At 34.3% G+C, this 24,301-nt stretch carries 25 protein-coding genes, 2 tRNA genes and 2 pseudogenes; 18 read left to right on the forward strand and 11 right to left on the reverse strand.

Annotated elements, in window-relative coordinates:
• From BU804_RS12320 to BU804_RS17780, 5 genes and pseudogenes are all read left to right on the forward strand, one after another.
• Positions 1 to 116: pseudogene (locus tag BU804_RS12320) on the forward strand (IS982 family transposase); the annotation flags it as partial.
• 42 nt (positions 117 to 158) lie between these two features.
• Entirely contained in the window at positions 159 to 914 is a 756-nt protein-coding gene (locus BU804_RS09415) for a helix-turn-helix transcriptional regulator (RefSeq protein ID WP_226996177.1), read from the forward strand.
• 329 nt (positions 915 to 1,243) lie between these two features.
• Entirely contained in the window at positions 1,244 to 1,621 is a 378-nt protein-coding gene (locus BU804_RS09420; RefSeq protein ID WP_075883866.1) for an IS630 transposase-related protein, read from the forward strand.
• Positions 1,618 to 1,977, forward strand: a complete 360-nt coding sequence (locus BU804_RS17190; RefSeq protein WP_079988689.1) for a transposase — start codon at positions 1,618 to 1,620, stop codon at positions 1,975 to 1,977. Before BU804_RS09420 ends, BU804_RS17190 begins: the two co-directional genes overlap by 4 nt.
• Positions 1,889 to 2,095 (forward strand): transposase, encoded by a 207-nt coding sequence (locus BU804_RS17780; RefSeq protein WP_079988690.1) that lies wholly within the window; start codon positions 1,889 to 1,891, stop codon positions 2,093 to 2,095. The genes BU804_RS17190 and BU804_RS17780 overlap by 89 nt, the downstream gene beginning before the upstream one ends.
• Positions 2,096 to 2,773: 678 nt before the next feature.
• Here BU804_RS17780 and BU804_RS09435 read toward each other — a convergent pair.
• The gene (locus tag BU804_RS09435) at positions 2,774 to 3,145 is read right to left on the reverse strand and encodes a hypothetical protein (protein ID WP_075883868.1); all 372 of its coding nucleotides are present in this window, start codon (positions 3,143 to 3,145) and stop codon (positions 2,774 to 2,776) included.
• Between the two features lie 147 nt (positions 3,146 to 3,292).
• On the opposite strand from BU804_RS09435, the gene BU804_RS09440 reads away from it, so the two are divergent.
• Positions 3,293 to 3,898: a type IV toxin-antitoxin system AbiEi family antitoxin domain-containing protein gene (locus BU804_RS09440; protein ID WP_075883869.1), complete on the forward strand. Its 606-nt coding sequence runs from the start codon at positions 3,293 to 3,295 to the stop codon at positions 3,896 to 3,898.
• A gap of 155 nt (positions 3,899 to 4,053) precedes the next feature.
• Positions 4,054 to 4,845 (forward strand): annotated as a pseudogene (locus BU804_RS09445) (nucleotidyl transferase AbiEii/AbiGii toxin family protein); the annotation flags it as partial.
• Between the two features lie 628 nt (positions 4,846 to 5,473).
• On the opposite strand, the gene BU804_RS09450 reads toward BU804_RS09445, so the two are convergent.
• Positions 5,474 to 5,561: transfer RNA gene (locus tag BU804_RS09450), tRNA-Ser, on the reverse strand.
• 68 nt (positions 5,562 to 5,629) lie between these two features.
• Positions 5,630 to 7,081, reverse strand: coding sequence for a replicative DNA helicase (dnaB, locus tag BU804_RS09455; RefSeq protein ID WP_075883871.1), 1,452 nt, complete (start codon positions 7,079 to 7,081; stop codon positions 5,630 to 5,632).
• Between the two features lie 259 nt (positions 7,082 to 7,340).
• Between dnaB and BU804_RS09460 the strand changes: the two genes are divergently transcribed.
• The 3 genes from BU804_RS09460 to BU804_RS09470 all read left to right on the forward strand — a co-directional run bounded on the left by BU804_RS09460 (position 7,341) and on the right by BU804_RS09470 (position 9,922).
• Positions 7,341 to 8,585, forward strand: coding sequence for an NAD(P)/FAD-dependent oxidoreductase (locus BU804_RS09460; protein ID WP_075883872.1), 1,245 nt, complete (start codon positions 7,341 to 7,343; stop codon positions 8,583 to 8,585).
• Between the two features lie 681 nt (positions 8,586 to 9,266).
• A complete protein-coding gene (locus BU804_RS09465; protein ID WP_075883873.1) occupies positions 9,267 to 9,674 on the forward strand; it encodes a hypothetical protein in 408 nt (135 codons plus the stop codon).
• A 160-nt stretch (positions 9,675 to 9,834) separates the two neighbouring features.
• Positions 9,835 to 9,922 (forward strand) — tRNA-Ser (locus BU804_RS09470).
• Between the two features lie 2 nt (positions 9,923 to 9,924).
• Here the strand turns inward: BU804_RS09470 and BU804_RS09475 are convergent.
• The 4 genes from BU804_RS09475 to BU804_RS09490 all read right to left on the reverse strand — a co-directional run bounded on the left by BU804_RS09475 (position 9,925) and on the right by BU804_RS09490 (position 13,151).
• Positions 9,925 to 10,824: a metal ABC transporter permease gene (locus BU804_RS09475; protein WP_079988692.1), complete on the reverse strand. Its 900-nt coding sequence runs from the start codon at positions 10,822 to 10,824 to the stop codon at positions 9,925 to 9,927.
• Between the two features lie 18 nt (positions 10,825 to 10,842).
• Entirely contained in the window at positions 10,843 to 11,580 is a 738-nt protein-coding gene (locus BU804_RS09480) for a metal ABC transporter ATP-binding protein (protein WP_075883874.1), read from the reverse strand.
• A 9-nt stretch (positions 11,581 to 11,589) separates the two neighbouring features.
• Positions 11,590 to 12,447 carry a metal ABC transporter solute-binding protein, Zn/Mn family gene (locus tag BU804_RS09485; protein ID WP_075883875.1) on the reverse strand — a complete coding sequence of 286 codons (858 nt, stop codon included), beginning with the start codon at positions 12,445 to 12,447 and terminating at the stop codon, positions 11,590 to 11,592.
• Positions 12,448 to 12,704: 257 nt separating this feature from the next.
• Complete coding sequence (locus BU804_RS09490; protein WP_042282057.1) at positions 12,705 to 13,151, reverse strand: Hsp20/alpha crystallin family protein; 447 nt, start codon at positions 13,149 to 13,151, stop codon at positions 12,705 to 12,707.
• 308 nt (positions 13,152 to 13,459) lie between these two features.
• On the opposite strand from BU804_RS09490, the gene BU804_RS09495 reads away from it, so the two are divergent.
• Positions 13,460 to 14,530 (forward strand): LOG family protein, encoded by a 1,071-nt coding sequence (locus tag BU804_RS09495; protein ID WP_075883876.1) that lies wholly within the window; start codon positions 13,460 to 13,462, stop codon positions 14,528 to 14,530.
• A gap of 69 nt (positions 14,531 to 14,599) precedes the next feature.
• Here the strand turns inward: BU804_RS09495 and BU804_RS09500 are convergent, their stop codons facing one another.
• Complete coding sequence (locus tag BU804_RS09500; RefSeq protein ID WP_075883877.1) at positions 14,600 to 15,421, reverse strand: hypothetical protein; 822 nt, start codon at positions 15,419 to 15,421, stop codon at positions 14,600 to 14,602.
• 97 nt (positions 15,422 to 15,518) lie between these two features.
• Between BU804_RS09500 and BU804_RS09505 the strand changes: the two genes are divergently transcribed.
• Entirely contained in the window at positions 15,519 to 15,911 is a 393-nt protein-coding gene (locus tag BU804_RS09505) for a Fur family transcriptional regulator (protein ID WP_079988693.1), read from the forward strand.
• 325 nt (positions 15,912 to 16,236) lie between these two features.
• Here BU804_RS09505 and mnmA read toward each other — a convergent pair whose 3' ends face one another.
• Entirely contained in the window at positions 16,237 to 17,385 is a 1,149-nt protein-coding gene (gene mnmA / locus BU804_RS09510; protein ID WP_320410547.1) for a tRNA 2-thiouridine(34) synthase MnmA, read from the reverse strand.
• A gap of 422 nt (positions 17,386 to 17,807) precedes the next feature.
• On the opposite strand from mnmA, the gene nrdR reads away from it, so the two are divergent.
• From nrdR to BU804_RS09550, 6 genes are all read left to right on the forward strand, one after another.
• Positions 17,808 to 18,296, forward strand: coding sequence for a transcriptional regulator NrdR (gene nrdR, locus BU804_RS09515; protein WP_011176344.1), 489 nt, complete (start codon positions 17,808 to 17,810; stop codon positions 18,294 to 18,296).
• Positions 18,297 to 18,345: 49 nt separating this feature from the next.
• Positions 18,346 to 18,711 carry a TraR/DksA family transcriptional regulator gene (locus BU804_RS09520; RefSeq protein ID WP_011176343.1) on the forward strand — a complete coding sequence of 122 codons (366 nt, stop codon included), beginning with the start codon at positions 18,346 to 18,348 and terminating at the stop codon, positions 18,709 to 18,711.
• A 16-nt stretch (positions 18,712 to 18,727) separates the two neighbouring features.
• Complete coding sequence (gene lspA / locus BU804_RS09525; RefSeq protein ID WP_075883879.1) at positions 18,728 to 19,255, forward strand: signal peptidase II; 528 nt, start codon at positions 18,728 to 18,730, stop codon at positions 19,253 to 19,255.
• An 8-nt stretch (positions 19,256 to 19,263) separates the two neighbouring features.
• Positions 19,264 to 19,959, forward strand: a complete 696-nt coding sequence (locus BU804_RS09530; protein WP_075883880.1) for a hypothetical protein — start codon at positions 19,264 to 19,266, stop codon at positions 19,957 to 19,959.
• Between the two features lie 396 nt (positions 19,960 to 20,355).
• Entirely contained in the window at positions 20,356 to 20,751 is a 396-nt protein-coding gene (locus BU804_RS09540) for a transposase (protein ID WP_075883881.1), read from the forward strand.
• Positions 20,752 to 21,557: 806 nt separating this feature from the next.
• On the forward strand, positions 21,558 to 22,535 hold the full coding sequence (locus BU804_RS09550) for a hypothetical protein (protein ID WP_075883883.1): 978 nt from the start codon (positions 21,558 to 21,560) through the stop codon (positions 22,533 to 22,535).
• Here the strand turns inward: BU804_RS09550 and BU804_RS09555 are convergent.
• Together BU804_RS09555 and BU804_RS09560 are read right to left on the reverse strand one after the other, a co-directional pair.
• Positions 22,520 to 23,056 carry a hypothetical protein gene (locus BU804_RS09555; RefSeq protein ID WP_075883884.1) on the reverse strand — a complete coding sequence of 179 codons (537 nt, stop codon included), beginning with the start codon at positions 23,054 to 23,056 and terminating at the stop codon, positions 22,520 to 22,522. The two genes, BU804_RS09550 and BU804_RS09555, sit on opposite strands and share 16 nt — an antisense overlap.
• Positions 23,057 to 23,231: 175 nt before the next feature.
• A complete protein-coding gene (locus BU804_RS09560) occupies positions 23,232 to 24,260 on the reverse strand; it encodes a Ppx/GppA phosphatase family protein (RefSeq protein WP_075883885.1) in 1,029 nt (342 codons plus the stop codon).
• Between the last annotated feature and the right edge of the window lie 41 nt (positions 24,261 to 24,301).

The raw sequence follows: 24,301 nt of genomic DNA on the forward strand, positions 1-24,301 counted from the left end.
ATGCCGGAAATTTTTTAATTAATCTATTAGCTGGGATTATTGCTTATACTCACCAACCTAAAAAGCCATCGATAAACTTAGCAGAGCAGCATCGCTTATTGTTAATGGCTGCCTAAAAACCCAAAATTCAGGTTAGTAACAATTTAAATTTTTAAAAAATGAAACCATTTCAAGAAATGTTAAGAAAAGTCTCTTCTTCTCCCTATTATAATCAAATGATAAAAACGGTCATGCCTTTACATAGCTTTGGGATTAACCATTTTTGGTATTATAAAATTACTTTTTCGGGTGATTATTCTTATTTAGGAACACATTCTGCATGGAATGAATTTTGTTTTGATAATAATATGCTAAGTTATTTTTCTTGTTTACGTCATCCTGATCATTTGCAAAAAGGGATTAATTTAATGAAAACAAATGTTGATAAAAACTATAAAAAAGTTTTAGACGTTGCTTGGAACGATTTTCAAATTAATTTTAACCTTAATCTAATTTATAACACAACTGAAGGGGTGGAAGCGTATGGATTTGCTACTCACTTTAATGATCCTTATGCTGAGCAAAGATTATTAAACGAGTTACCAGCTTTACGCTTTTTTATTAAAAAATTTAGAAAAGAAAATAAAAAAATTTTTGACCTAATAGATGATCATCCAGTTAACCTTTCTAAACAATTTGGTTCGCTATTCTATGAACAGCCTACAATACAGGTTGTTCCTAATAAGAAAGACGAATTTATGAAGAAAATGGGTTTCAATGAAATTTTTTCACTAACTCCTCGAGAAATCGATCTCGTTAAATTTCTATCAAATGGTTATCCGGCTCATTATATCGCTACAAAGCTTAAATTATCTAAACGAACAGTAGAGAATTATATCGTGACAATAAAATGCAAGCTAGGCTGCAACTTCTAAAGTTGAACTTATTCAAAAAGCTCAGGAAATTATATCAACAGGCTATTTTGATTAAATGCATATTAATTTTAACTTATCGCCCTTAAAGGGGGGGAGACTAGTAATTTCTCAATGTTCACCTGTTCAAGCAATCGAATCTCTATTTTTTTCTATTTATTTAAGTTTCTCAGCTTTTAGAGTATGATGTTGATGTTGTTTGATAAATCTATAAAGACGATGAATATTAAATTCAATTGAAGCTCTTTACAGATCAGTCTTCAATTTCTTTGAGTACCTATAGTTAATTGAATTTAATCATGCATATAAATATAGTTTGAGTTAAAAAAGTTATGGCATATTCCAAAGATTTAAGGCAAAAAGCACTCAACTATTTAGAAACTGGACATTTTGCAGAAGAAGTCAGACAAGTTTTCGGTGTAGCATTAAGAACAGTGTTTAACTGGCTGAAGCGCCAAAGGAATGGATGTTTAGAAGACAAACCAAGAAAAAGACATCCAATTAAAATTGATCATGACCAACTAAAGAGCTATATTGAAAAATATCCTGATAGTTATTTGAAAGAGATAGCGAAAGAATTTAATGTCGATCCTTCCTCTATATTCTATGCTTGTAAAAGACTTAAAATCACTTTAAAAAAAAGGCCTTATTTTACAAAGAAAGAGATGAGAAAAAACGTGAGGAATTTAAAAAAGAATGAGAAAAGATAGCAGAAGAAGATCGTGTTTATCTTGATGAAAGTGGAATTAATGAGTGTCTACAACGTCATCATGGGCAAGCTTATAGAGGAGAGAAAGTTTATTCAGCCGTATCTGGCCATCGTTTTGCAAGGGAAAGCTTGATAGCAGCTAAATGCCAATCTAAAATTTTTGCTCCTTTTTGCTATACAGGAACATGTCATCCTATCTTGTTTAATACATGGTTAGAAAAAATATTCATTCCGGAACTTAAAACTGGACAGGTGATTATCATGGATCATGCACCTTTTCACAAGTCCAAAAAAACCAAATATCTGCTTGAACAAGCCGGATGTAGAAATTTTATTTCTTCCCTCCTATTCACCTGATTTAAATCCAATTGAAGTTTTCTGGGCAAATTTTAAACAATTAGTCCGATTAAGTTTAAATAAATTTTCAAGTCTTGCAAAAGCCATTAATGATTCTTTTTGTCAAATATGTACATAAGTGCACAATTAAATTCAATTAATTATACATCAAACTTGATAAAGTTGAAAAATTCCTGTTAGTTAAGCGAAAAAAAATACTGCATATCAACAGCCTTAAATTACTTTTCGTGAGTTTCTGTTACTTAGAAGAGAAAGCATGTAGCTTTGGAACAAGATATGAGTCGTATTTTCAGTCTTATTGCTTAATCTAAAGCGTTATACTAAGCTAAAACTAGCGTTACAAAAAAGGTTAATAGTGTATTGAAGAAAATAGAATCGTTTGGATGCTAATTATTTTACTTGGAGCTTATTCATATTTTTCATAAAAAGACTGAATATGCTACAAAAAATGGCCAATATACCTAAAAGTTTTTTTACTTGATTAATTTTTTGTAAATTTAGTTTTTGCAAAGAAAAGTGAATTGTAAACAATATTTGCTTAAAAAGATCGGGAAATATGGGACGGTCTTCGAACTTTTCCCTGGCGGGAATTTGGTAACCTCGTGGGAGAATTTCTACCTTTTGCTGCTTAGGGCTAATTTTAAATGTATTGATTAGAAAATAAACTGCTGAGGCATTAAAAAAGCAGGAAGGCGGCTGGTCAGATTCAGAACTTTTGGCTGGAGAGAAAATCACTATTTTCCTTCAAAGATTAGCGGTAAAAGAATGCCAGGATGTATTAAAACAGATAAATAAATTAAAGTTTGAGAGGTGTAATTAATCCTTCAGAAGGAATTTGAAGAACTGCTTGATTGATAGTTTGAGGAAAGAAAATGCCTACACTCCCTAAAGGAATAGCTCCAGCATATACTAGTCCCTCTTTAGCATTTTTCAATAAAGAAATTCTCATTCCTTCGTGAAGTCCGAGAGTCACAACAGAACCTGCAAGAAAAAAGATGGATTGAGCAATCTTTTGCACAAGAAAGAGAATTGCAAGCCCCGCACCAGTATTAAAATTCAATCTAGAAATAGGAGAAACCTTTTTGACAGCTCCCTGGGAATTAACCGTTATTTCTAGCGGTGCTATAACGTCCCTGTAAAAATTGCAGATTTCAGTGCCTATTGACATAACATACTCCATATTAAAGAGCTATTCTACCTACATATCGCTTATTTATCAAAGTTTTAATAAGCTTAGCTCCTTTACACTTAATTTCCATCTTCTTGACAGGTTAAATTAGTTTTTTGTATAAAACCCTTAAATATTAGGGGATATATGAAAAAGCCAGAGGCAGAACTTTTTGAGATAGCAGAAAGCCAGCAAGGATATTTCACCTTTCAACAAGCGATTATTGCTGGCTTTAGTGACAAAAATCACGCTTATCATGTGAAAGTAGGTGATTGGGTAAAAGTTTTTAGGGGTATATACCGACTTGCTAAATATCCAGTAGGAGAAAGGGAGGAACTTGTTCTTTGGTTCCTGTGGTCTAGAAATCGATTGAATGTCCCTCAAGGAGTCTATTCCCATTACACGGCCCTTGATCTCTATGAGCTTTCGGATAACATGCCATCAAAATTACATATGACGGTCCCATTGGGATTCAGAAGAATGGCAAAAATTCCTGAGATTTTAATTTTGCATAGAGTGAAGTTACAGCCCGATGAAATTGTGATGAAGCAAGGTTATAAAGTTATCACTCCGTTACGAGCTTTGATTGACGTCATAGAAGCTGGTGTGCTAGCTGAGGATTTACTAGTGCAGGCTGTCCAGGATGCCAAGAAAAAGGGATTAATAACAAAACATATCATTGAAGCCAATCAAAGATATCCTGCTAAAGTAATTGCAAAACTCCTAAAAATGATGGAAGCAGCACATGAGTAAAATATTTAAAACGGCATCAGCTTTTCGGAAAAGTCTCGAGAGCAGACTAATGAACATATCTCAAGCAACCAATATCGATCTTCAACGTTTAAGAAGAAAGGTTGCCTTTGAGCGTTTATTAGCTCGTTTTTTTTGTTAATGGCAGTAATACATGGGTTCTGAAGGGTGGGTATGCTTTGGAAATGCGATTTGCGCACGCCCGTGCCACTAAAGATATTGATCTAACTCTTCCTTTGCAACTATACGCATTCTCTGAATCAGAATTCCTCATGACAATGCTACAAAAAGAATCTCATATTGAGCTTGGAGATTATTTTACATTTACTTTTCGCCCAGCAATGCAGGAACTTGATGGTGCACCTGAAGGTAGTTTTCGCTTTCCAGTAGAAGCAATCATGGATGGCAGGCCATTTGTAAAATTTCATATGGATATTGGCATTGGGGATATTTTGGTAGGGCCTGCAGAAAAAATTATCGGAGAAGACTGGTTTGAGTTTGCTGGCATTTCTTCAGCGATAATTTATGCCATTTCAAAAGAACAGCAATTCGCTGAGAAATTGCATGCATATACTCTACCTCGTACAGATCGATTTAACACCCGTGTCAAGGATCTGGTTGATATGATGTTATTGATTCGTGAGGGGTCTGTTAGTGAAGCTGTTGTGAGAGATAACCTGAGCAAAGTATTTCATAGAAGAAATACTCATAGTTTGCCAACCACTCTTCCATTACCTCCACACGGTTGGGATGTAAAATTTGATTTGCTGGCAAAAGAATGCGGAATGAATGAATCACTAGATCAGGCTAAAGAAATCGGTGAAATATCAGTTAAGGAAGACACTTTTAAAATAAATAAAATATTTGAAAACATAAACATCAAACAAATTATTGAATTCCTTGAAAATGTAAGGATTAGAACTGTCTCTGCTCACTCAGCTGATTTTTGATTAAAACAAATGGGCGGTCGTTATGTATAATTTCGCTCACTGATTTAATAGCCATGCTTACACAAACTTGAATTCTTTGAGAAGAGTTTTGAAAAAGGTTTACTGATTCATCAATTGATAAAGCGGCTAAGGGTTTCAGTTTTTTTAGAAAAAGCAACGACCTAAATGAGTGTGAAAAAACTTGAAATAACATGATGGAATTGTTAACTATTTAAAAAAATCGCTTTGAAGCGAAACAAGAATTTTATAAGCAAACTCATGAAAACCTAAGAAAAGAGTTGGATCTAAGCTCAGAATCGAATTTCTAAGCTAGTTGATGGGCATTCAGATGGAAAATCAATGGGGATATTTACGAAAAAACTTGGATGAATACAAGAAGCGGCAGCAAGAGATTATCTCTTTGGTGGCAATTCACGTGGATGCTGATAAAGCAATTCTTATTACTGCCAAAATTGTCCTGAATTTAGCTCAACTTACAAGAGAACTCTATGAAGGTTCGAAAGTGGAAGAAAAACGGCAAATTCTTAATTTCTTATTTTCGAACTTAAAAATGAAGGCCAAAAAGGCAATCATAACACTGCATGAGCCGTTTGATAGGCTTATAGCAGTGTCGGATCATCCCAAGTGTCGGAGGAGGTGGGATTCGAACCCACGGTACGTGTTTAACGTACACACGCTTTCCAAGCGTGCTCCTTAAGCCACTCGGACACCCCTCCAAAGAAGCGAAAAGATTAAAATAAGATGATTTATGATGCAAGCTTTTATCAGTTAGTTTTTCTTTTCATTAAGATGAGGGGGAAAAATGACTGAATGCTTGCTCAGTTTCTGAATCAATTTGAGAAGGATCGTAGCGAACAGGAGAGTAATTTGCAAATTGTGCAAATTCTTTTCGAAAGGTTAAATTGACACTACCTACACTTCCATGTCTATTTTTAGCGACAATCAACTCGGCCATTCCTGGTTTGTCGTTAGGATCGTAGTATTCGCGTCTTAAGAGAAACATCACAATATCAGAATCTTGCTCGATACTTCCACTTTCTCGTAAGTCACTCATCATGGGGCGGTGTCCAGGGCGTTCTTCCACTTTTCTTGATAATTGAGACAAACAAATAATAGGGATGTTTAATTCGCGTGCTAAGTTTTTGAGCATACGGGAAATTTCTGAAATTTCGTTTTGTCGATTCTCTGAGGTGCGATTAGAACCCGATCCCGAAAGCAGTTGAAGGTAATCAATAATCAGAAGCCCAATTCCATGACTTTCTTTCATTCTTCGGGCACGGGCTCTTAAGTCGGTAATTTTTAAACCTGCTTGATCATCAATGATCATCACATGGTTTTGCATGTCATTGACGCAGCTAACAATGCGTTGAAATTCCACTCCATCTAAAGCACCCGTTTTAATTTTATCGGATTGGACTTCTGCTTGTGAACAAACAATGCGATGAACTAGCTGTTCAGCTGACATTTCTAAAGAGAAGATACCGACAGGAATTTTATTTTTAAAACACACATTTTCAGCAATATTGATGGCAAAAGAAGTTTTTCCCATTGCTGGGCGGGCGGCTAAAATCATTAAATTTGAGTTATTTAAACCATTAATCATTTTATCTAAATCAATAAAATGAGAGGGAATTCCACTAATTCCCGAATCTTCTGGCCCTCGTTGAGCGTACCTCTCTTGTTTTTCTTGTAATTCTTTTAAATAAGGAAGTCCCGATTCAGATTTTAATCCGGAAAAAATATCTTGAAGAATGAGTCCTGATGTAGGATTAGAGGTTTGGCCAATTTGAAAAAAAAGTTGTTGAGCTTCATCTAAAGCAACTTGAACATCTTGTGATTCTTCTAAAGCACTTTTTTCAATTATCTGAGCAGCATGAATCATGCGTCGGAGAATCGATTTATTTTTGACAAGTTCAACGTACTCTTCAATAAAAGCCGACGTTCCGGCATATTGAGCTAAAGTAGCTAAATAAGAAACACCACCGACAGCACTTAGTTTTTCTACACGTTTGAGTTCCTCGGCGACAAGATGAATATCGGCTGGCTTATCTTTTTTATAAGCAGTTTTAAGGATTTGAAAAATGATTTTGTGTTCATTAAAATAAAAGTCAGAGTCATCGAGAGAATCAGATGCAATATTCAGACTATTGATGCTTGTCAGCATGCAGCCAATAACCATCATTTCTGATTCTTTAGAGTGTGGAGCAATTTTAACTTTAACGTTAGCTTCTGTCATGGCAATTTTTAATGTTAATCTTTAAAATAAATAGGTATGAGCAGAAATTTCTTTCATCTATGATGACAAGAAGTTTCTTTTCTGAAAGTTAATTTTTGTTTACACATATTGAAAGGATAGAACTTTAAAAGTAGCAATGGCTATTTTCTTCGGTTTAATCTTTTCAAATACTACTTTTGGATAAAAAAATTCCAAGCTTAGATGGTTATCACCATAAATCATTCCGTATCTAAAGTCTATTTGAAAAAAGGTTAGATAAATGCGTAAAATAATTGTTGTAGGGGGAGGATTTGGAGGATTGAATACTGTCCGATCTCTCAAAAATGCCCAGGTAGAAATCTTATTAATTGATCGAACTAATCACCACGTTTTTCAACCTTTATTATATCAAGTAGCGACGGCAGCATTATCTGTTGAAAATATTACCACCCCTTTAAGAGAAATTTTAAAAAATCAGTCCAATGTCAGAGTTTTGATGGCTGAAATTGAGAAAATTAATCTCGAAAACCAATACATACAAGCCGTTGACGGACAACAATTCTATTATGATGATTTAATTCTTGCTCCTGGGGCAAGGCATACCTATTTTGGACATGATAACTGGGAACATTTTGCACCAGGATTAAAGACAGTGGCAGATGCTTTTCGTATTCGAGAAAAGATGTTAATGGCATTCGAAAAAGCAGAGAGATGTGAAAATCGAGAAGCTGTTCAATCATCTTTAAGCTTTGTAATCATAGGAGCGGGGCCAACAGGTGTTGAAATGGCGGGTTCGATGGCGGAATTTGCTCACCGCACCCTATTCAAAAATTTTCGATCTATTAATCCCACCAATTCTAAAATTTATTTGATAGAAGAAGGCCAACAAATTCTTCCAAGTTTTCCTAGAGAATTAGCAAATCGAGCTTTAGAAGATTTAAAGCAATTAGGTGTAGAAGTACTCTTAAATACTTTTGTGACTCAAGTCACAAATCAAGGTGTTTATATGAATGAAAAATTTTTACCTGCTTTTACAGTTGTTTGGGCTGCGGGGAATGAAGCTTCTCCGCTAGTTAAAAATTTAGGCGTTCCTTTAGATAAACAATCAAGAGTAAAGGTTCAGCCAGATTTAACGATTCCTGGATTTACAAATGTATTTGTCATCGGAGATGCTGCTGCTGTGGTGTCTTCTAAAAATGAGTTTTTACCTGGAATAGCACCTGTTGCAATCCAACAAGGACATTATGTAGCAAACTTAATCAAAAAAAATATATTACCTTCAAATCGGAAGCCATTTTTATATTGGGATAAAGGAATGATTGCAACCATTGGGCGGGGAAGAGCTGTAGCTATCTTAGGTAATTTTAAATTTTCTGGTTTTCTAGCTTGGTTGATTTGGTGTTTTATTCATATTCTTTATTTAGTCAGTTTTGGCCATCGTCTATTAGTGATGATACAATGGATTTTTCTGTATTTATTTAACAGACGACAAGCCAGAGTTATCATTCGACCTATTCAAGAGTAAAGACTATCTTCATACAATGTAAGCAAACACATACTTTTGACAGAATTATAAAAGAATTTTGAAAGTACTTCGCTTTTCTATATGTCTTTTAAAGCAACTATGGATTGTTCATTAATTTGTCAGTTTCCATCAGGTGAGGTACTATCTCACAAATTAGGAATTGATGAGTGATTGAAAAAAATGTGAAATATCAAATAAAATAGTTAAACCATTTTGCATCGGCAATATAATTAATTGTCTTAAGTAAATTATAACGGATAATAATGCCCCCGTTTTATGAAAACTATTGATAAATGTTTTTATTTAAGAATGGGTAATCACTTAATATATTTCCGAGAAATATTGCTAGATGCTTTGTCCTTTTGGATATCCCTCAACAAAATTTCTCATCCCTGCAATTTTACTAAAACTAACGTTGTTTTTATTAATAGCATAAATCCCTTACTCCTAAAAAACTTAATATTTCTAGTAAAAATTTAAATAGTTTATACAAAAACTGATTACTATTTCATTAATGAATACATTTTTTTTGATAAATTAAATTAAAATAGGAAAATATTTTATAATTATAATATTGATATGTGATTTAGGTTAATTTAGATAAAAATTAAATAAAATAATTTGGCATGATTATTGCAAAATAGTGAGATAGTTCATTAAAAAAATATAAAAGGGGGCCTTATGTACCGCACCTTGAAATTGAGAGTCGTTGGATTAATTTTTCTAACTTTATTTCTTCTACCTTTTAATTTTGTAAATGCAAAAGGAGGGCATGGACACGGGGGAGGACATCATCATAGTAGCGATCATGGTGGATATCACGGAAAAAAACATCATGGAGGTCATCATCATAGTAGCGATCATGGTGGATATCACGGAAAAAAACATCATGGAGGTCATCATCATGATCACCAGAGTAGACATTGGCGTAATGGCTATTATGGATACGGTTTAGGAAGTTTTGGTTTGGGATATGGCTTAGGGTATCATAGAAATAGTTATTATTATTCTTCACCTTCTTACTATTATTCCTATCCTTCAAATAACGATACAAGTTCTAATTTTTATTTTAAAGTTCCTTTAAAGTAAGAAAATTTTTTTCTTAACCCACTAATTTTTAAACCCCAATCATAGGTTGGGGTTTTATGTTTGTAGGTCCAAACTTTCTGTCTTCTTAATCATTTTGGAAACAATACTTGCATAAAAACCAGATGAATATTAGGATAGTCGTTTTCGTAATAGAAAATTTGGAAAGATGGCTGAGCGGCCGAAAGCACGTCCCTGCTAAGGACGCATACCCCTAAAGGGTATCGAGGGTTCAAATCCCTCTCTTTCCGTATCAGGGACTTTGAACTTTATGTTCAAAGTCCTTTTTTTTTGCCCTCAGTAAAGTTAGGGGTAGGTGTTTGCGAAGCTGAAAAAACGTTAAACTAAAGATATAAGCAATTCCTGCAATCAAAGCAATCGTCGCTCCTGTGGGCCAATCAAAATAATAAGCAACGCTATTTCCTGTTAAACAAAATAAGCTACTGAAAAAAATTGCCAATAGCATCATTTTTGAAAGGCTAGACGTAAGTAAGTTGGCAATTGTTGCGGGGATCGTCAGCATTGTCATCACCAAAACAATTCCTACAACTTGAATAAGCAAAACAATTGAGATAGCAATTAAAATCAGGAGTAATAAGTAAAGACCATTAACAGGAAGCCCTTGTAAGCGAGCTTGTTCCTCGTCAAAACAAATCGCTAAAAATCGCTTGTGGAGACATAAAACAAGCAAAATCGTGCAAATATCCAATCCCCAAAGAATATAAAGATCTGTCTGGGAAACCCATAAAATGTTGCCAATCAAAAAATTAGTCAACTCTACATTGAAGCCAGGGGTTTGAGAAATAAACAGAATGCCAATAGCCATTCCAATTGACCAAATGGCGGCAATCACAGAATCTTCTCTTTGTCTATAGTATAAATGAATCCAGCCTAGGATCAATGCCGATAAAATAGCGGCAGTTAACGCTCCAAGTAAAGGAGAAGCCCAATGGATCCCTTGAGTTCTCTCTAACCAAATACACAGACCAATCCCACTTAAGACTGAATGTGAAATACTTCCCGCAATGAACACAATTCTTTTTACAATAACATAAGAGCCGATAATACCACTGACAATTGAGGCAGCAAACCCTGCTAATAAGGCTGAGAAGAGTAGAGAATGGGTCATGATGGCTTCAAAAAATGTTGGCATAGTTACCTTAATTGAAAATCAGAAAAAAGTAGATGTTTGTTTGGTTGGGATAAGAGGAGTATGATAAAGGCCCACTGTGAAATGTTCGCACACCTCTTCAGGCTGCAAAGAAAAAACATATCTTTGAATACAAAGTAACCTTTCAACTTGCCCAATCGCTGCTTGTAGATCATGCGTAACCATCAAAATTGTCATAGAGCCTTTCAATTCTTTTAATAACGCATAAATATCAGCTTCTGCACGGCTGTCAACACTAGCTGTAGGCTCATCTAAAAGTAGCAAACGGGGTTTGGAAACAAGAGCTCTTGCAATTAAAACTCTTTGCGTTTGTCCTCCAGAAAGAGTACCGAAAGATTCTCGGCTGAATTCTTTTAATCCAACCTTTTCAAGAGCTTCATAAGCCGCCAATTTGGCTTTTTTGGAAAAGTGCCCATACCAAGGAAGTTGGGATAGAAGCCCAGATAAAACGACTTCAAAAACTGAAATGGGAAATTCTCTATCAAATCGAATTGACTGAGGGACGTAAGCAAGTTGTTGGAAACTTTGTGCAATAGGGTTTTTACCAAATACTTCAATTTTACCGTTTTCTGGTTTTAAAAAACCCATAATTAATTTTAAAAGGGTAGTTTTGCCTCCACCATTTGGTCCTATAATGCCAATGAATTCTCCAGGATTTACTTCGAAGGAAATATCAGAAAGAATAGTGGAATTATCGTAGCAAAATGTGAGGTGATCAACTTTAATAATTGGCAACATAAATAGGTATTATTCTCCGGCAAAAGCATGAGCGATTTCAAGCATACTTTTAAAATATAGTTTAGAATAAGGATCTAATAGCCTGATTTTTGCACCTATTTCTCCAGCTACAAGCTGAGCAGCTTTATTATTATATTGGGGCTGTACAAAAATTGTCCGTATATTGTGTTCTTTAGCCCAAATTAAAAGCTTAGTCATTTGTTGAGGAGTTGGATCTTTCCCTTCTAGCTCCACAGAATATTGTTGAAGATGATAATCTCTACAAAAATATCCGTACGCTGGGTGAGAAACAAGAACTGAATGGATGGAAGATGTTTTAAAAAGTTCTAGGATTGTTTGATCAAGTTCTTGAAGCTCTTGCTGAAATATCTTCAAATTTCTGACATACAATTTTTTATATTCAGGAAAGGCTTCGATTAATGCATCAGCAATTGTTTTTGCTTGAATTTGAGCTAGTCGAGCACTCAACCAAAAATGGAGATCTTCAGATCCCGAACAGCAATGGCATTGAGTCTGTTTATCCTGATGAATGAGATCGAGCCCTTGGCGCAGATCGACAATTTTAAGGTTTGGATTATGGCTAGTTAACGATTGAATAGCTCTTTGTTCAAAAGATTCGCCGATGCGAAACCAAAGCTTTCCTTGACAAGCTCCTAGCATCTGCTTAGGTGACGGTTCATAAGTATGAGCGCTGGCCCCTGCAGGGACCATTAATTGGACATGAACTGTATCATTCGCAATTTTTTCCACAAAAAATTGGTGGGGAGCGACGCTTACTAAAACAGTTGGAATAGCGGTAAGGGAGGGGAGGGTAGATAGAAAAATAGTAATGATTGTTAAAATGACAAAAAATGGGCGCCATCCCATAGGTAATCCTTTAAGAAAGGGTTCTTGTAAGAAATAGAGTTATCGCTTCTAAAAATTTGGATATTAATTATATGTTCTGAGGAAATGTCAATTTTTAAACAAGAGCAGTCAGGCTTAGGGATAGAAAATTTTGTTGCTTACAATTGTCATTTCAACAATGACTATATCATTTCTTAAATACTCAGTGTAGAATTTTTCATCTATTACCTAGATTCTTGTCTTTCAAAACAAGAATCTAGTTGAGTGATGAATTTGTTTTACACGGTCTTTTGTTCGCTACTATCTGAGAGTGCAATTTTTCGTGCTTGTAAACGGGGATTTTTTTTAAAAGTGATGGTTAATACTCCGTCTTTGAAGCAGGCTTGTTCTGTGCTTTCTTCGACTTGAGTAGGAATATCTATTTGATAAAAATAAGAAGTTTTAGACCGTTTATAAAATTTGCGGTCTTTATAAACCTCTTCTTGTTTTTTTTCCCCTTTGATCCAAACTGTATTTTGATAAAAAGAAATGTCTATTTCGTCAGACTTGAGACCTGGTAAATGAGCTTCTACATAAACATTAGAATCATCTTCTGAAATGCTAATTCCAGAATCGGCCTCCCATCCCATCCAACGATTCATTTTATCTTCCATTTCATCCCACAAATTAGGTAAAGAAGAGGGGAGACGAAAAAGAGAGCGGCGAGGTTGAACATCACGATCCATAACACTACCTCCAAATAAATTTTAATCATTATTAAAATCTTCCTAAGAAATAACCCAAAGTATCAAATATTAAAATAAATAAGAAAATGGATTCACTAGGCAACCGCCATCATAACAATTCTAAGAAATAATCCAAAGTACCAAATATTAAAAATAAATGAGAAAATGAAGTCATTAGGCGTCGAGTTAATAGCTGTCATTGAAATTTACCTCTAAAAAAATTCATGAATGAGCATATAAGTAAATTTCATTAAGTATCTATTTTTGATGCTCTCGAAGATTGTTGATTATAATTAAAGGGTTCTCTAATGGAAAATGTAGACAAAGAGTTGCTCAAAGGCGATTTATTAATTAATAGTGAAGAAAATTTGCTTCAAGAAAAGCTACAACAAAAAATTCATGAGTTAATAGAATTTATTGGAGCAGACCCGGAATCATTTCAATCGGTATTAATAGCACAAATTATTGCAACAAGTTTAAGGATGGGTCAAGAAGGGTTTGCACTGGGGCAACTTAAATTAATGACGCGTGCTTTTAAAGAGATGCGGTATGCTTATCGTGTATTTAATAAATATCCGGTAAATAAACGAATTAGTATTTTTGGTTCGTCTAGAACACCTGAATCCCATCCCGATTATCAAGCTGCTAAATTTTTTGGAGCAGCTATGGCTAACCTTAACTGGGTTTGTATTACTGGAGCTGCTGATGGAATCATGAGAGCTGGACTGGAAGGAGCAGAAAAAGAATCCCGCTTTGGTTTATCTATTCGTCTACCTTTTGAGTCTCCTTCCAATTCACTTCTAGCCGGAGATCCAAAATTAATTAACTTTCGTTATTTCTTTACACGGAAATTAATGTTTTTGAGTCATTCGGACGCGATAGCCGCTTTTCCAGGGGGAGTTGGTACCCAGGATGAATTATTTGAAGTGTTGACTTTAATGCAAACTGGAAAAGCTAATATTCTACCCGTTGTTCTTATAGAAGGAGAAAATGGATCCTACTGGCGAGCCTGGCAAGATTACCTATGTCAAAATTTATTAGCTAATGGATGGATCAGTCCGGAGGATTTAAATTTATTTTACCTTTCTTCATCGGTGAATGATGCTGTTGCCCATATTCAGCAATTTTATCGTCGCTATCACTCAAGTCGTTATGTCAAAGATGTTTTAGTCATTCGTTTATTGAGTACACTCACAGATCAGCAGGTAGATCAATTAAATCAAGAATTTTCCTCACTTTTAAAAGAGGGAAAAATGTATCTTACCAAACCTCTCCAAGAAGAAACAGATCATTTAGAGCTACCTAGGATCGCTTTTGAACATAATAGAAAATATTTTGGTCTCCTTCGTTTACTTATTGATAAAATTAATAGTTTTTAAGGTTGCCTTGGAAAAATTTTGCAAAGTAACTTTAAAAACTATTTTTTAATCGTTGTACTTCAATTCTCATTAAGTAGCAGGAGGGAAATTGAGATGGGGAAATGTTAAGCGAATTTTTTGTTTTTCAGGATGCAAGCGATTTAAAACACTTAAACTCTGAATTAACATGACGATAGATCTTATTTTCAAAAAAGAAAATTCTAACTTTGTTGGAATCATGTTGAGTTCTGAAAGCATAAAAACGGATTCAACCAATAGTCCACTACTTTGAATGATTAAATCTGATTGAAAATAATGTTCATGTTGTTGCGAGGAGTAAAAATGCTTCCAAATAAGATTTGTTATATGAATCGTATAGCCGAGTAAGGTTAAAGCAGAGCTGAACAAGGCTAGTCGTTGATCCCATTTATCTAAAGAAAGAACTTTGAGTCTACCAAGTAATGATGTTGTAAATAATCCATGAGCGATAAAATGAGAAACCCGTGCAGCTGTTTTAGCGATATCAATAAATGGGGGATGATTTCCCCGTTGTTTGGTAAGTACGATAAAAGTTCCATTTGCAATGTTTAACAAATCGCTCAGGACGCTAACCCCATGCAACCCCTCGTGTAAAACATGGGCACCGTCATGAAGACTCTTAAAAAAATCATATGTTTCTATAGTCGCATACAATTTTAAAAGGCGATTAAATAGATGGAAGGTCTCGTTGACGATAATTGCAATTTTTTCTGCTGAAGCGATGTTTTGAAATGCATAAAGTAGTCGACGGGAAGGCTCTTTAGGTTTCAAATAAAGAGATACACGGGCTTCTTGGGTACCGGCTTGAAATTTTTTAATTTTAATTTCAGGTTTAAATGTTTCTAGTCCAACGCATGCACCCCCACCACACATAGTATGCTCCTTTTTTAAAAAATTGTTTCAAGAAAAACAGTAAAGCAGTAATGTTATTGCAAATGCATTATTAATAGCAATAAGGAATTCTAATCCTTTGTGTTTACTAACTTTACTTAAATATCGGTTGGCAATGAAAAGAATGACGCGACAACGATGTGCGATTTTAAATTGTTTTAAACAAGTTAAACGCCCTTTAAGTGCTCAAGAATTAGAAGAATTAACAACGATTAATTTAGCGACAATTTATCGAAATTTAAAAATGTTAATGGAAGAAAAAATTTTAGTTGTAGTCCAGCTACCTGGGCAACCCTCTCGCTATGAATATAATGGTTTAGAAGAACACCACCATTTTTTATGTCAATCCTGTAATCGCTTATTTGATGTGGAAGAAAGTGCTGTTCATACTTCTTCTCACATTCCAGAAGGTTTTCAATTAGTAAAATGTGAGGTGACTCTTCATGGTGTTTGCGGAGAATGTAATTCCTAATTTGAATATATACTTAAATTTTAAGAGGTGAAGATGCATCATTTATCAAAAAAACTATTTTTGGTTGCATTAATTTTTTGTTTATGTGGAATAAAATCCATAGAAAATTATTTCTATTTGTTTCAAATCCCTCAGAAATGTACAGCTTGTAAAGAGTGTTAACAAAGCTGAAAGGGGGCTAATTAAACTTCACTATTTCGTTCATGGCTTGCAAACAACAAGAAGATGGGTAGAAAAATAAAAAGAGAGTAAATTTTTTTTGAAGAATTAGTCGAATAGGTTTCTTACTCCTTGCCAAAATTCCAAACCAGAAAGAACATAATTTTTAGTTATCTCTTGGGCTCTGGTGAGGCAAGGACTTTTTCTGATCATAATAAGTAGGTCCCGGTTGTTGAATGACCCCTCCTCCTAGACAAATATTACCTATATAAAAGACAATCGATTGACCAGGTGTGACGGCTCTTTGAGGGCGATCGAATGTTACAAAAGCTTTCCCATTTTCAATACGTTGAATCGTACAGAACTGATCGATTTGTCGATAACGAACTTTTGATTGGCAGGTATAGGGAAGAAGGGGAGCTTCAGCAACCCATGATAAATCGGTAGCTATGAGTTCATCACAGTATAAGGCTGGATGATTGGCTCCTTGTTCTACAAAAACAATCCCCCGTTCGTGATCTTTACCTACCACAAACCAAGCTTCTCCCGCACCACCAATACCTAACCCTTTTCTTTGACCTAAGGTGTAATAAGCTGTGCCCATATGCTTTCCCACATTTTTTCCTTGTAATGTTTGAAAAACGCCGGGTTGAATAGCCACATATTGGCTGAGAAACGAGCGAAAATCTCTTTCTCCAATAAAGCATATTCCAGTGCTGTCCTTTTTTTCGGCAGTCACTAATCGATGTTTACGAGCTATATCTCGCACTTGGCTTTTTTCTAACCCTCCAACAGGGAAAAGCACCTGCTGTAAAATTTGTTGGTTGAGTGTGTAAAGGAAATAAGTTTGATCTTTATTGTGATCTATCCCTTTAACTAAAGATGGCGATCCTTTATCAAGGATAAGATTTTGACAGTAGTGACCTGTTGCCAAAAAATCAGCGCCTAATTCTAAGGCTTTTTCTAAAAAGACTTTAAATTTGATTTCTCGATTGCATAAAATGTCAGGATTAGGTGTCCATCCTTTTTGAAAATCAGCAATAAACTGGGTAAAAACTTGTTTTCTGTAATTTTCGACAAAATTAACGGCATAATAGGGGATATCAATGTGATCGCAGACACGGCGTACATCGTCGTAATCTTGTGCTGAACTGCAAACCCCGTTTTCATCTTTTTCTTCCCAATTTTTCATAAAAAGGCCAATCACATTGTAGCCTTGCTCTTTCATCAACAGAGCCGAAACAGAAGAATCCACTCCTCCAGACATGCCAACGACAACAGTTTTTTGATTTTTCATAACTATTTTAGCTTTAATTTTTTAAAAATAAATATAAATAGCATTTTCTTAAAAATCAAGAATTCATCAAAGGTAAAAAAAAATAGGAAGTTAGACTAATTAAAAAATAATCAGAGAAATTCATTAAATTGGGAAAAAGCTACTGTAGAAACTAAATAATTAATTTAAAGAGTTTTTTTTAATAAATTATTTCAAATTTAAATTTGATTTTGAAACAAATAATAATTTAAAAGTTGATTTTTTTGTCTTCTCTGCGTAAAAACTTGGTGAATAAATAAATTAAGGCATTTTTTGCTAAAATAAAAATGGAGAATAGTTGAAACTTTATTATTTCAATCGATTTTTGAATAGGAGCGATTGAATTTATACAATGAAGAAAAGTCGAATTTGATGTATGAACAACTTTGACTGAAAATGAATGAAATCATGGAGGATTGAGCATGAGATGTCCCTTTTGTCAATTTGAGGGATTGAAAGTGACTGACTCTCGAGATGCAATGGAAATGAATGCGATTAGAAGAAGAAGAGAGTGCTTGAATTGTCTTAAGCGTTTTACTACTTTTGAAACGATCGAATTGACAGTACAAGTGCAAAAAAGAGATGGAACTTATGAGGATTTTCAACAACATAAGTTAATTAATGGATTAGCTGCTGCATGTAGGCATACCAAAATTAGCCATGATCAGGTAATCAGTTTAGCTGCTCAAATGACAAACGAATTAATGCAGTCTCAAATACAACAAATAAGCACCACACAGTTAGGTGAGATGGCTATGAAACATTTACAAAGTCTTGACCCCATCGCTTATATTCGTTTTGCGTGTGTGTATAAAAGATTTAAAGATTTAGGTGAGTTAGAAGAAGCAATTAAAACAATTCAATCCAAAGACGAAGACAAATCTTGCTCGATATTAAAGGATTTGTTATAGGCTTCGAACTTTATTGTTAAAGGCGCAAATAGACGATAGGAGGTCAAAAATGGCATTAAAAAAAACAGAAGTTGCAAAGTTTAAAAAACGTTTAGAAGATATGCGTATGCAACTTACGCATTCATTAAAGGGATCAACAGCGGAAGTAAAAACACCTGATGAAGCGACTGGTTACTCTCAACACCAAGCAGATCAAGGGACAGATGACTTTGATCGTACTATTAGTTTAGAAGTCACAAGTAAAGAATATGGGATTTTAAGACAGATTGATCGGGCTCTAGAAAAAATTGAGGAAAATACTTATGGTATTTGTGATATTACAGGTGAAGATATTCCTATTGCACGATTAGACGCTGTTCCTTACGCGGTCATGACTGTTAAAGCACAAGAAAAATTTGAAAAAGGTTTGCTATAGGACTTAAGTTAAGTAAATGAATGAATATTTCTCAGTTATACCAACTCATAAAAATCAATTACTCTTTCGCTTTATCTGGATAGGGTTAGCTATTTTATTATTGGATCAGATCTCAAAATTCTTCGTTTTCCATCTTGTTCCTCACATGGATTTTTCTGCATATAGGTATCCTTATGGAGGGGTGGAAGTCGTGAGGAATTTTGGGGGAATTGAGTTTTCGATCAACCACATGACGAATAAAGGAGCTGCCTGGGGAATGTTTGGGAATTACCAGTTGTCTCTGATGCTCTTTCGTATAGGATTGATCGCTGGGTTGTGTGTGTACTTATTTCACTTTAACCAACAAAAAGCCTGGCAAATTCCCCTGATTTTAATTATCGCAGGAGCAATTGGTAATGTCTTGGATTTCTTTTTTTATGGACATGTGGTGGATATGCTTCATTTCGTATTATGGGGATATGATTTTCCTATTTTTAATGTTGCCGATAGCTTTATTTCAATTGGCATTGGTTTATTGTTTATTCTTTCTTTGTTTAAGTCTTAACGGTGCCCATGTATTCTTCCTTACCTATTCGTACAAAAGTGGAATCCCCTTTTCAAGCTTCAAAATGGTTGCAATGCCCAGTCTTATTAGATGAAGAAGAAATGAAATCTTTATTGACAGCGCTTGGAAATTTCTGGATTTTTAATGTCAGCAGTATTTTAAAATCTTCAGAAAGAGATATTTCCCAAGAAGAATTTTTAAAACAGTATACGTTGTATATTCAAAATTTGAAAAATGGTCAGTATCCGGATGATCAACTCATTAGACGGTTTTTCTCGACTGTTTTTACTCTGGATCTAAATGCCCTTTATGAAGTACCTGTTGCTAACGACCAAAAACTAATTCGAGTGGAAAAACCTGTGATTCAGTTGCAATCGCATCGCTTTGATTACTCTTTGGCCGATGGGAAGTTTCGTTCGATGGTTCTGGGCCAACATAGCATTTACTGGGGTATTCAATTTTCTTATCCCCAACTTTTTCAAGATCGCTCTTTTCAAGTAAAAAATGTCAGAGAAAATGAAGAATTTCCCAATACGGTTTTATTTAAACGTCTGCAAAGCTGGGTTAGACATCACACATCTCCCACTTCATTTCTTATTAATCAACAAAAAATAAATGTCCCTATCAGGTTGGGAAAGCAATGTTTAAGCTGGATCAACAAACATCCCCAGTTAAATGAAAAAAAATTATTAGTGCAAATTTAACAAACGTTATTTTCTTTACGAACGAGTGTGATTGATAAAGACAAACTTAATGTTATTTAAAGCCAAATTTTTTTTGGTAGATTTTTTCTCTTCAAATTTAAATTTTCTTAAAATCATTATTTAATATAAGGGACTGTCGTTGAATTAAATTAATTTAACGAGTTGTTTAATCATCAATTTGGTCGGCCATAGCAAAGTAAATCTTATTTTCACCATGGAGTATACGGCTCAAAATTTTTGTTTAAGCTCCTAAACTTAACAAACCATGTAAAAGCTCTTTCAACTATCCATCTTTTTGGCTGAGCTATAAAACTCTTCTCCTTAAAATCGCGTTTATGTGGATGAAAGTGGAATTAATCAATACGTTTTATAGACTTTTTACGTTTTATAGACTTTTTGCCAGTTTCCCCGTTAGGGAAACCTGTACCCAGTACAGTATCAGGAGAACATTATCAAAGAGAGACTTTTCTTGCTGCAAAAGTTGGTTGTGATATCATCGCTCCATTTTGTTACCAAGGAACATGCAACACGGATTTGTTTAATCTATGGCTAGAACAAATTTTAGTTCCAGAATTAAAACCTGGCCAAGTTGTGATTTTGGACAATGCGTCATTCCATCAATCTCAAAAAAAAGGTTTAGTTCAATCTGCTGGGTGTCAAGTGCTTTTTTTGCCGCCCTATTCAATTGACTTGAGTTCGATAGAATTATTCTGGGCCACTTTAAAGAGAACGATTAAAGAAAATCTAAAAAAGTTACTTCCTTATCTGAAGCGATCGATTATTCATTTTTAGCATATGCATAACAAAGACTGTCATTTGCAATTTAACCCACTATAAATAGCATGATTTATAAAAGTACTCCCTGTCATTGCCATTGGCTTTCGATAGGGAAACTTCTATAGTTAGTCTAAGGAGAGTTATTAATCAATCTTTTTTCCGACCTTTAAACTTCTTGCTTCCATCAAATTCGCAGAGTTTTTTTCTATCGTCTTAACACTTTGACTATCAGTTATTTTAGATATTTCCTCTTGATTCTTTTCCCAAAAGTTGTTTGAAGTTACTGCTCAAATTAAAATGAATATTTTCAAAAATTTGCTTTCTTCTACCTTCTATACTGAGAATCGATAGCCCTCTAGGAAGGAAAATCCTAAGGTAAATCCCTCCAAGTACAATTATTTTTAAAACATAAAAGATTGCCTCAAACATTTACCTTCTTGAGTATTTAAGCTTTTTATCTGCATCCTTATCTTTCTTACTTTAGAAGTCTAAGGCTGAATAACTTCCCATTCTTTATCTGTAAAATCTGTCGATAAGGTTGGATATGCCATTTTTTATATTTGTTTCTCAATTCTAGTATAATAGCTAAAATTTAGTTCGGTGACAGTTTATTATCTTTTTTACTTATTTTCTAAATTAAACATTTATTAATTATTTAAATTTAAATATTTTGCACCAATTTTATAATATTTAGTTTTAACTTTGATAAAAAACATTTTTTAGTTTATAAATTTAAATTATTTTCTAATTTAAATAATTAATATTAAATTAAATTAAAACAATTGTATAATTTAAATATAGTAAATAAATGGAGGAAGTTTATGGATCCTACTAATCATTCATTGCAACCTTACGTTTATAATTCGCCAACTCAACCAAATGAAATAGATACTTCATCTAATCTTGAAGATACTCATCAATCAAATTTAGAGAGTCCAACTTCTCATACTGAAGATTCTACTTCTTCGAATACTGAATTTGCAGTTTCTTTAAATCGTCAACCTTATACAGAAGGGGCGCAATTGCGAGAAAGTTTATTGAGCCAGCAATTTCAACAAGTAACTAATGTCAGTTCAACCACTGATTCTACTATACCGGCATCAATTGAAAAGCAAATAGAAACTATTAATGGGGTCATGAAATTGGGAATTTTGACAAAATTAAGAGCTAAAAAACTTGAGATCAATATCGTTCAATCTGCAGACCGAAATCAAGGGGTTTATGACGAGTTATGTTTAAATTATATTCATACTGAACAAGGGCGAATGATTTCTTTAACTCACCCAGCAAAAGGAGGTTTACCAGTTCTTTTAGAACGAGAGGACGATTTTTTAAAAGATAAAAAAATAGATGATCCTAGTCTTTTAAATGAATTGTCAGAAAGGACTCATTGTTCCATACTTTTTGTCTTAAAAATTGAGGAAAAAGACAGTTACGGCGATGCTAATCTTAAGCTTATAGATGCTGATGGCAACGAAAAGACAAGAGGTGTTTTTATTACAACGAATCAATTTGGATGCGCTGAAACACGTGCTAATGGAACTATTCATCCAAATAATATATCTTATGTCATTCTTCCTGAACGGTTAAAACCTTATCAAAAACAACTCAACATTGACTCTACTAAATTAATATTTGTTCCTTCTAAAACTATGTTACTTCCTTATAACATTGGTAACCAAACTAAAGCTACACTAACAATCAATAGTCCGGATTATTTCAAAGCCTTAGAAGAATTAAACGAAAGCGAAATGTTTACCCATATGCTTCGCAGCAAAACAGATCAAGAATTAGGGTAATAGTATTCTTGCTCATTTGAAACAATAACAGCGTTTATACCAGGCCAAAAAGTTTGAGGTAAACAAGGAAAATGTTGTTTCATGGCAAATGCAATTGCTGAGCTAGAAGAACCGCTATATACCATTTTGGCATAGACCCACATAAAATCTTGAAAAGTTTTTCGTTGCTGTTTCCATGTCTCCGCAGTAAATGTCCAAGCTAAGGGATTGGTATTGGTTTGTTGACATGCTTTTTCGACAAGTTCTGAGCGATAAATTGCAAAAACTTTATGGGCTAATTCTTTATAATCTTTTTTTAAAGCAGGCTGAGGTAAAGTGTGTTTATATTGTTCAATTTTTTTGATAAAATATGAACGCTGTTCTTCTTCATTTCCCGTCTCTTTACAAAAAAATTCGTCTGCTTTGTTGACAACACTTTGACGATTAAGCATCTCTGTAACAGCTTCTTGACCCCTCTTACATTTTTTTGCGTAAAGGTCAGTAAAAGCATTAGGAACAATATTTTTATCTGTTACTATCATAACTAATACCTTAAGTTTGGATTAAAGCAAAATTTTAATATATTTTAAATAAAAAAACAATAAAAAAATTAATTATATTCATTGTTTTATTTTATTTAATGAAATTAATTATTAAATAAATGAAGCTAAAAGCCCACCCAGTAAGAAAAAAATTAAAAATGGAGTTAAGGGGAATTTATTCCCAGTAAGGAGGATAAGTTAACGCTCCATCAGCATTATTGACTTGCATTATTTCTAATCGTGATATTTGCAAAGCTTTCATGTAACCTAAAACAAGGAGGGGATTGGAAACAGCAACTTCTGCCAACGTCCCTCCAGGAAGATCAGCATCGGTTTTTCCTGCCATTTTATACACGGCCATTTCTAATTCAACTTGTTCGATTTTTTGATTGTTGTCAACCACCGGTCTAATTCCATAGTTAAATAGACTTCCGACAGCAATCATTTTTGTTGAAGGATGATGGATTTTTTCTAAAATATAAGGATCTGTCTGTAAAGCTAAAGTGCCTGCATAATCGAGAGCTATGTTCATTTCTTTTAAAGTCATGGGATTAGGAGAAGGTTCAGTGGCGATGTTTTTTTGTTTAATCTGTTGAATAATAGCGTTTTTAAATGAAATGGAGGCTGTTTTGCCTTTTTCAACAAGATAAGTTCCGGATTCTGTTAGCGTAGTTAGTTGCATGCTTCCTCCTCCAATATCCCAGACCACAGTTTTCTCAGGTTCCGCGGAAGAGAGTGCTAAAGCACCTCGAAAGGCCATGATTCCTTCTTCATCTTGATTGATGATTCTCACTTGCACACCTGTTTGTTTTTCAATTTCTTGTGCAAACTGAGGAGCATTAGCCGCTTGTCGAAATGCTGCAGTGGCAACAGCAATGACTTTTTTTGCTTGATAACCGTCAGCTATTTCTTTCAAATTTTTAATGGCTTGCATCCCTTGTTGCTTAACAACTTGATCAAAAGTATTATCGTTGGACTGTTCCAAATGTTTTTGATAAGGAACAGGAATAGATCTTTCAAAAATTTGAGAAATAATTTTATTTGTTTCTGGATCGACTCTTGCGATTTTTAAATTAGTCGCTCCAGATCCAATGTCTAAGGCAGCTCGTATTTCTCCTTTTGGTTCTGTCATTTGTTTCGATATCGCAAATAGAGCGAATACAACAAATAATGTCATGAATAACCATGCCAAACGTTGATTCATAATCTCCCCTTTCCTGAAAGGATATCGTTTATACTGATAAA

The organism is Candidatus Protochlamydia sp. W-9, from assembly GCF_001950615.1.
Classification (GTDB): domain Bacteria; phylum Chlamydiota; class Chlamydiia; order Chlamydiales; family Parachlamydiaceae; genus Protochlamydia; species Protochlamydia amoebophila.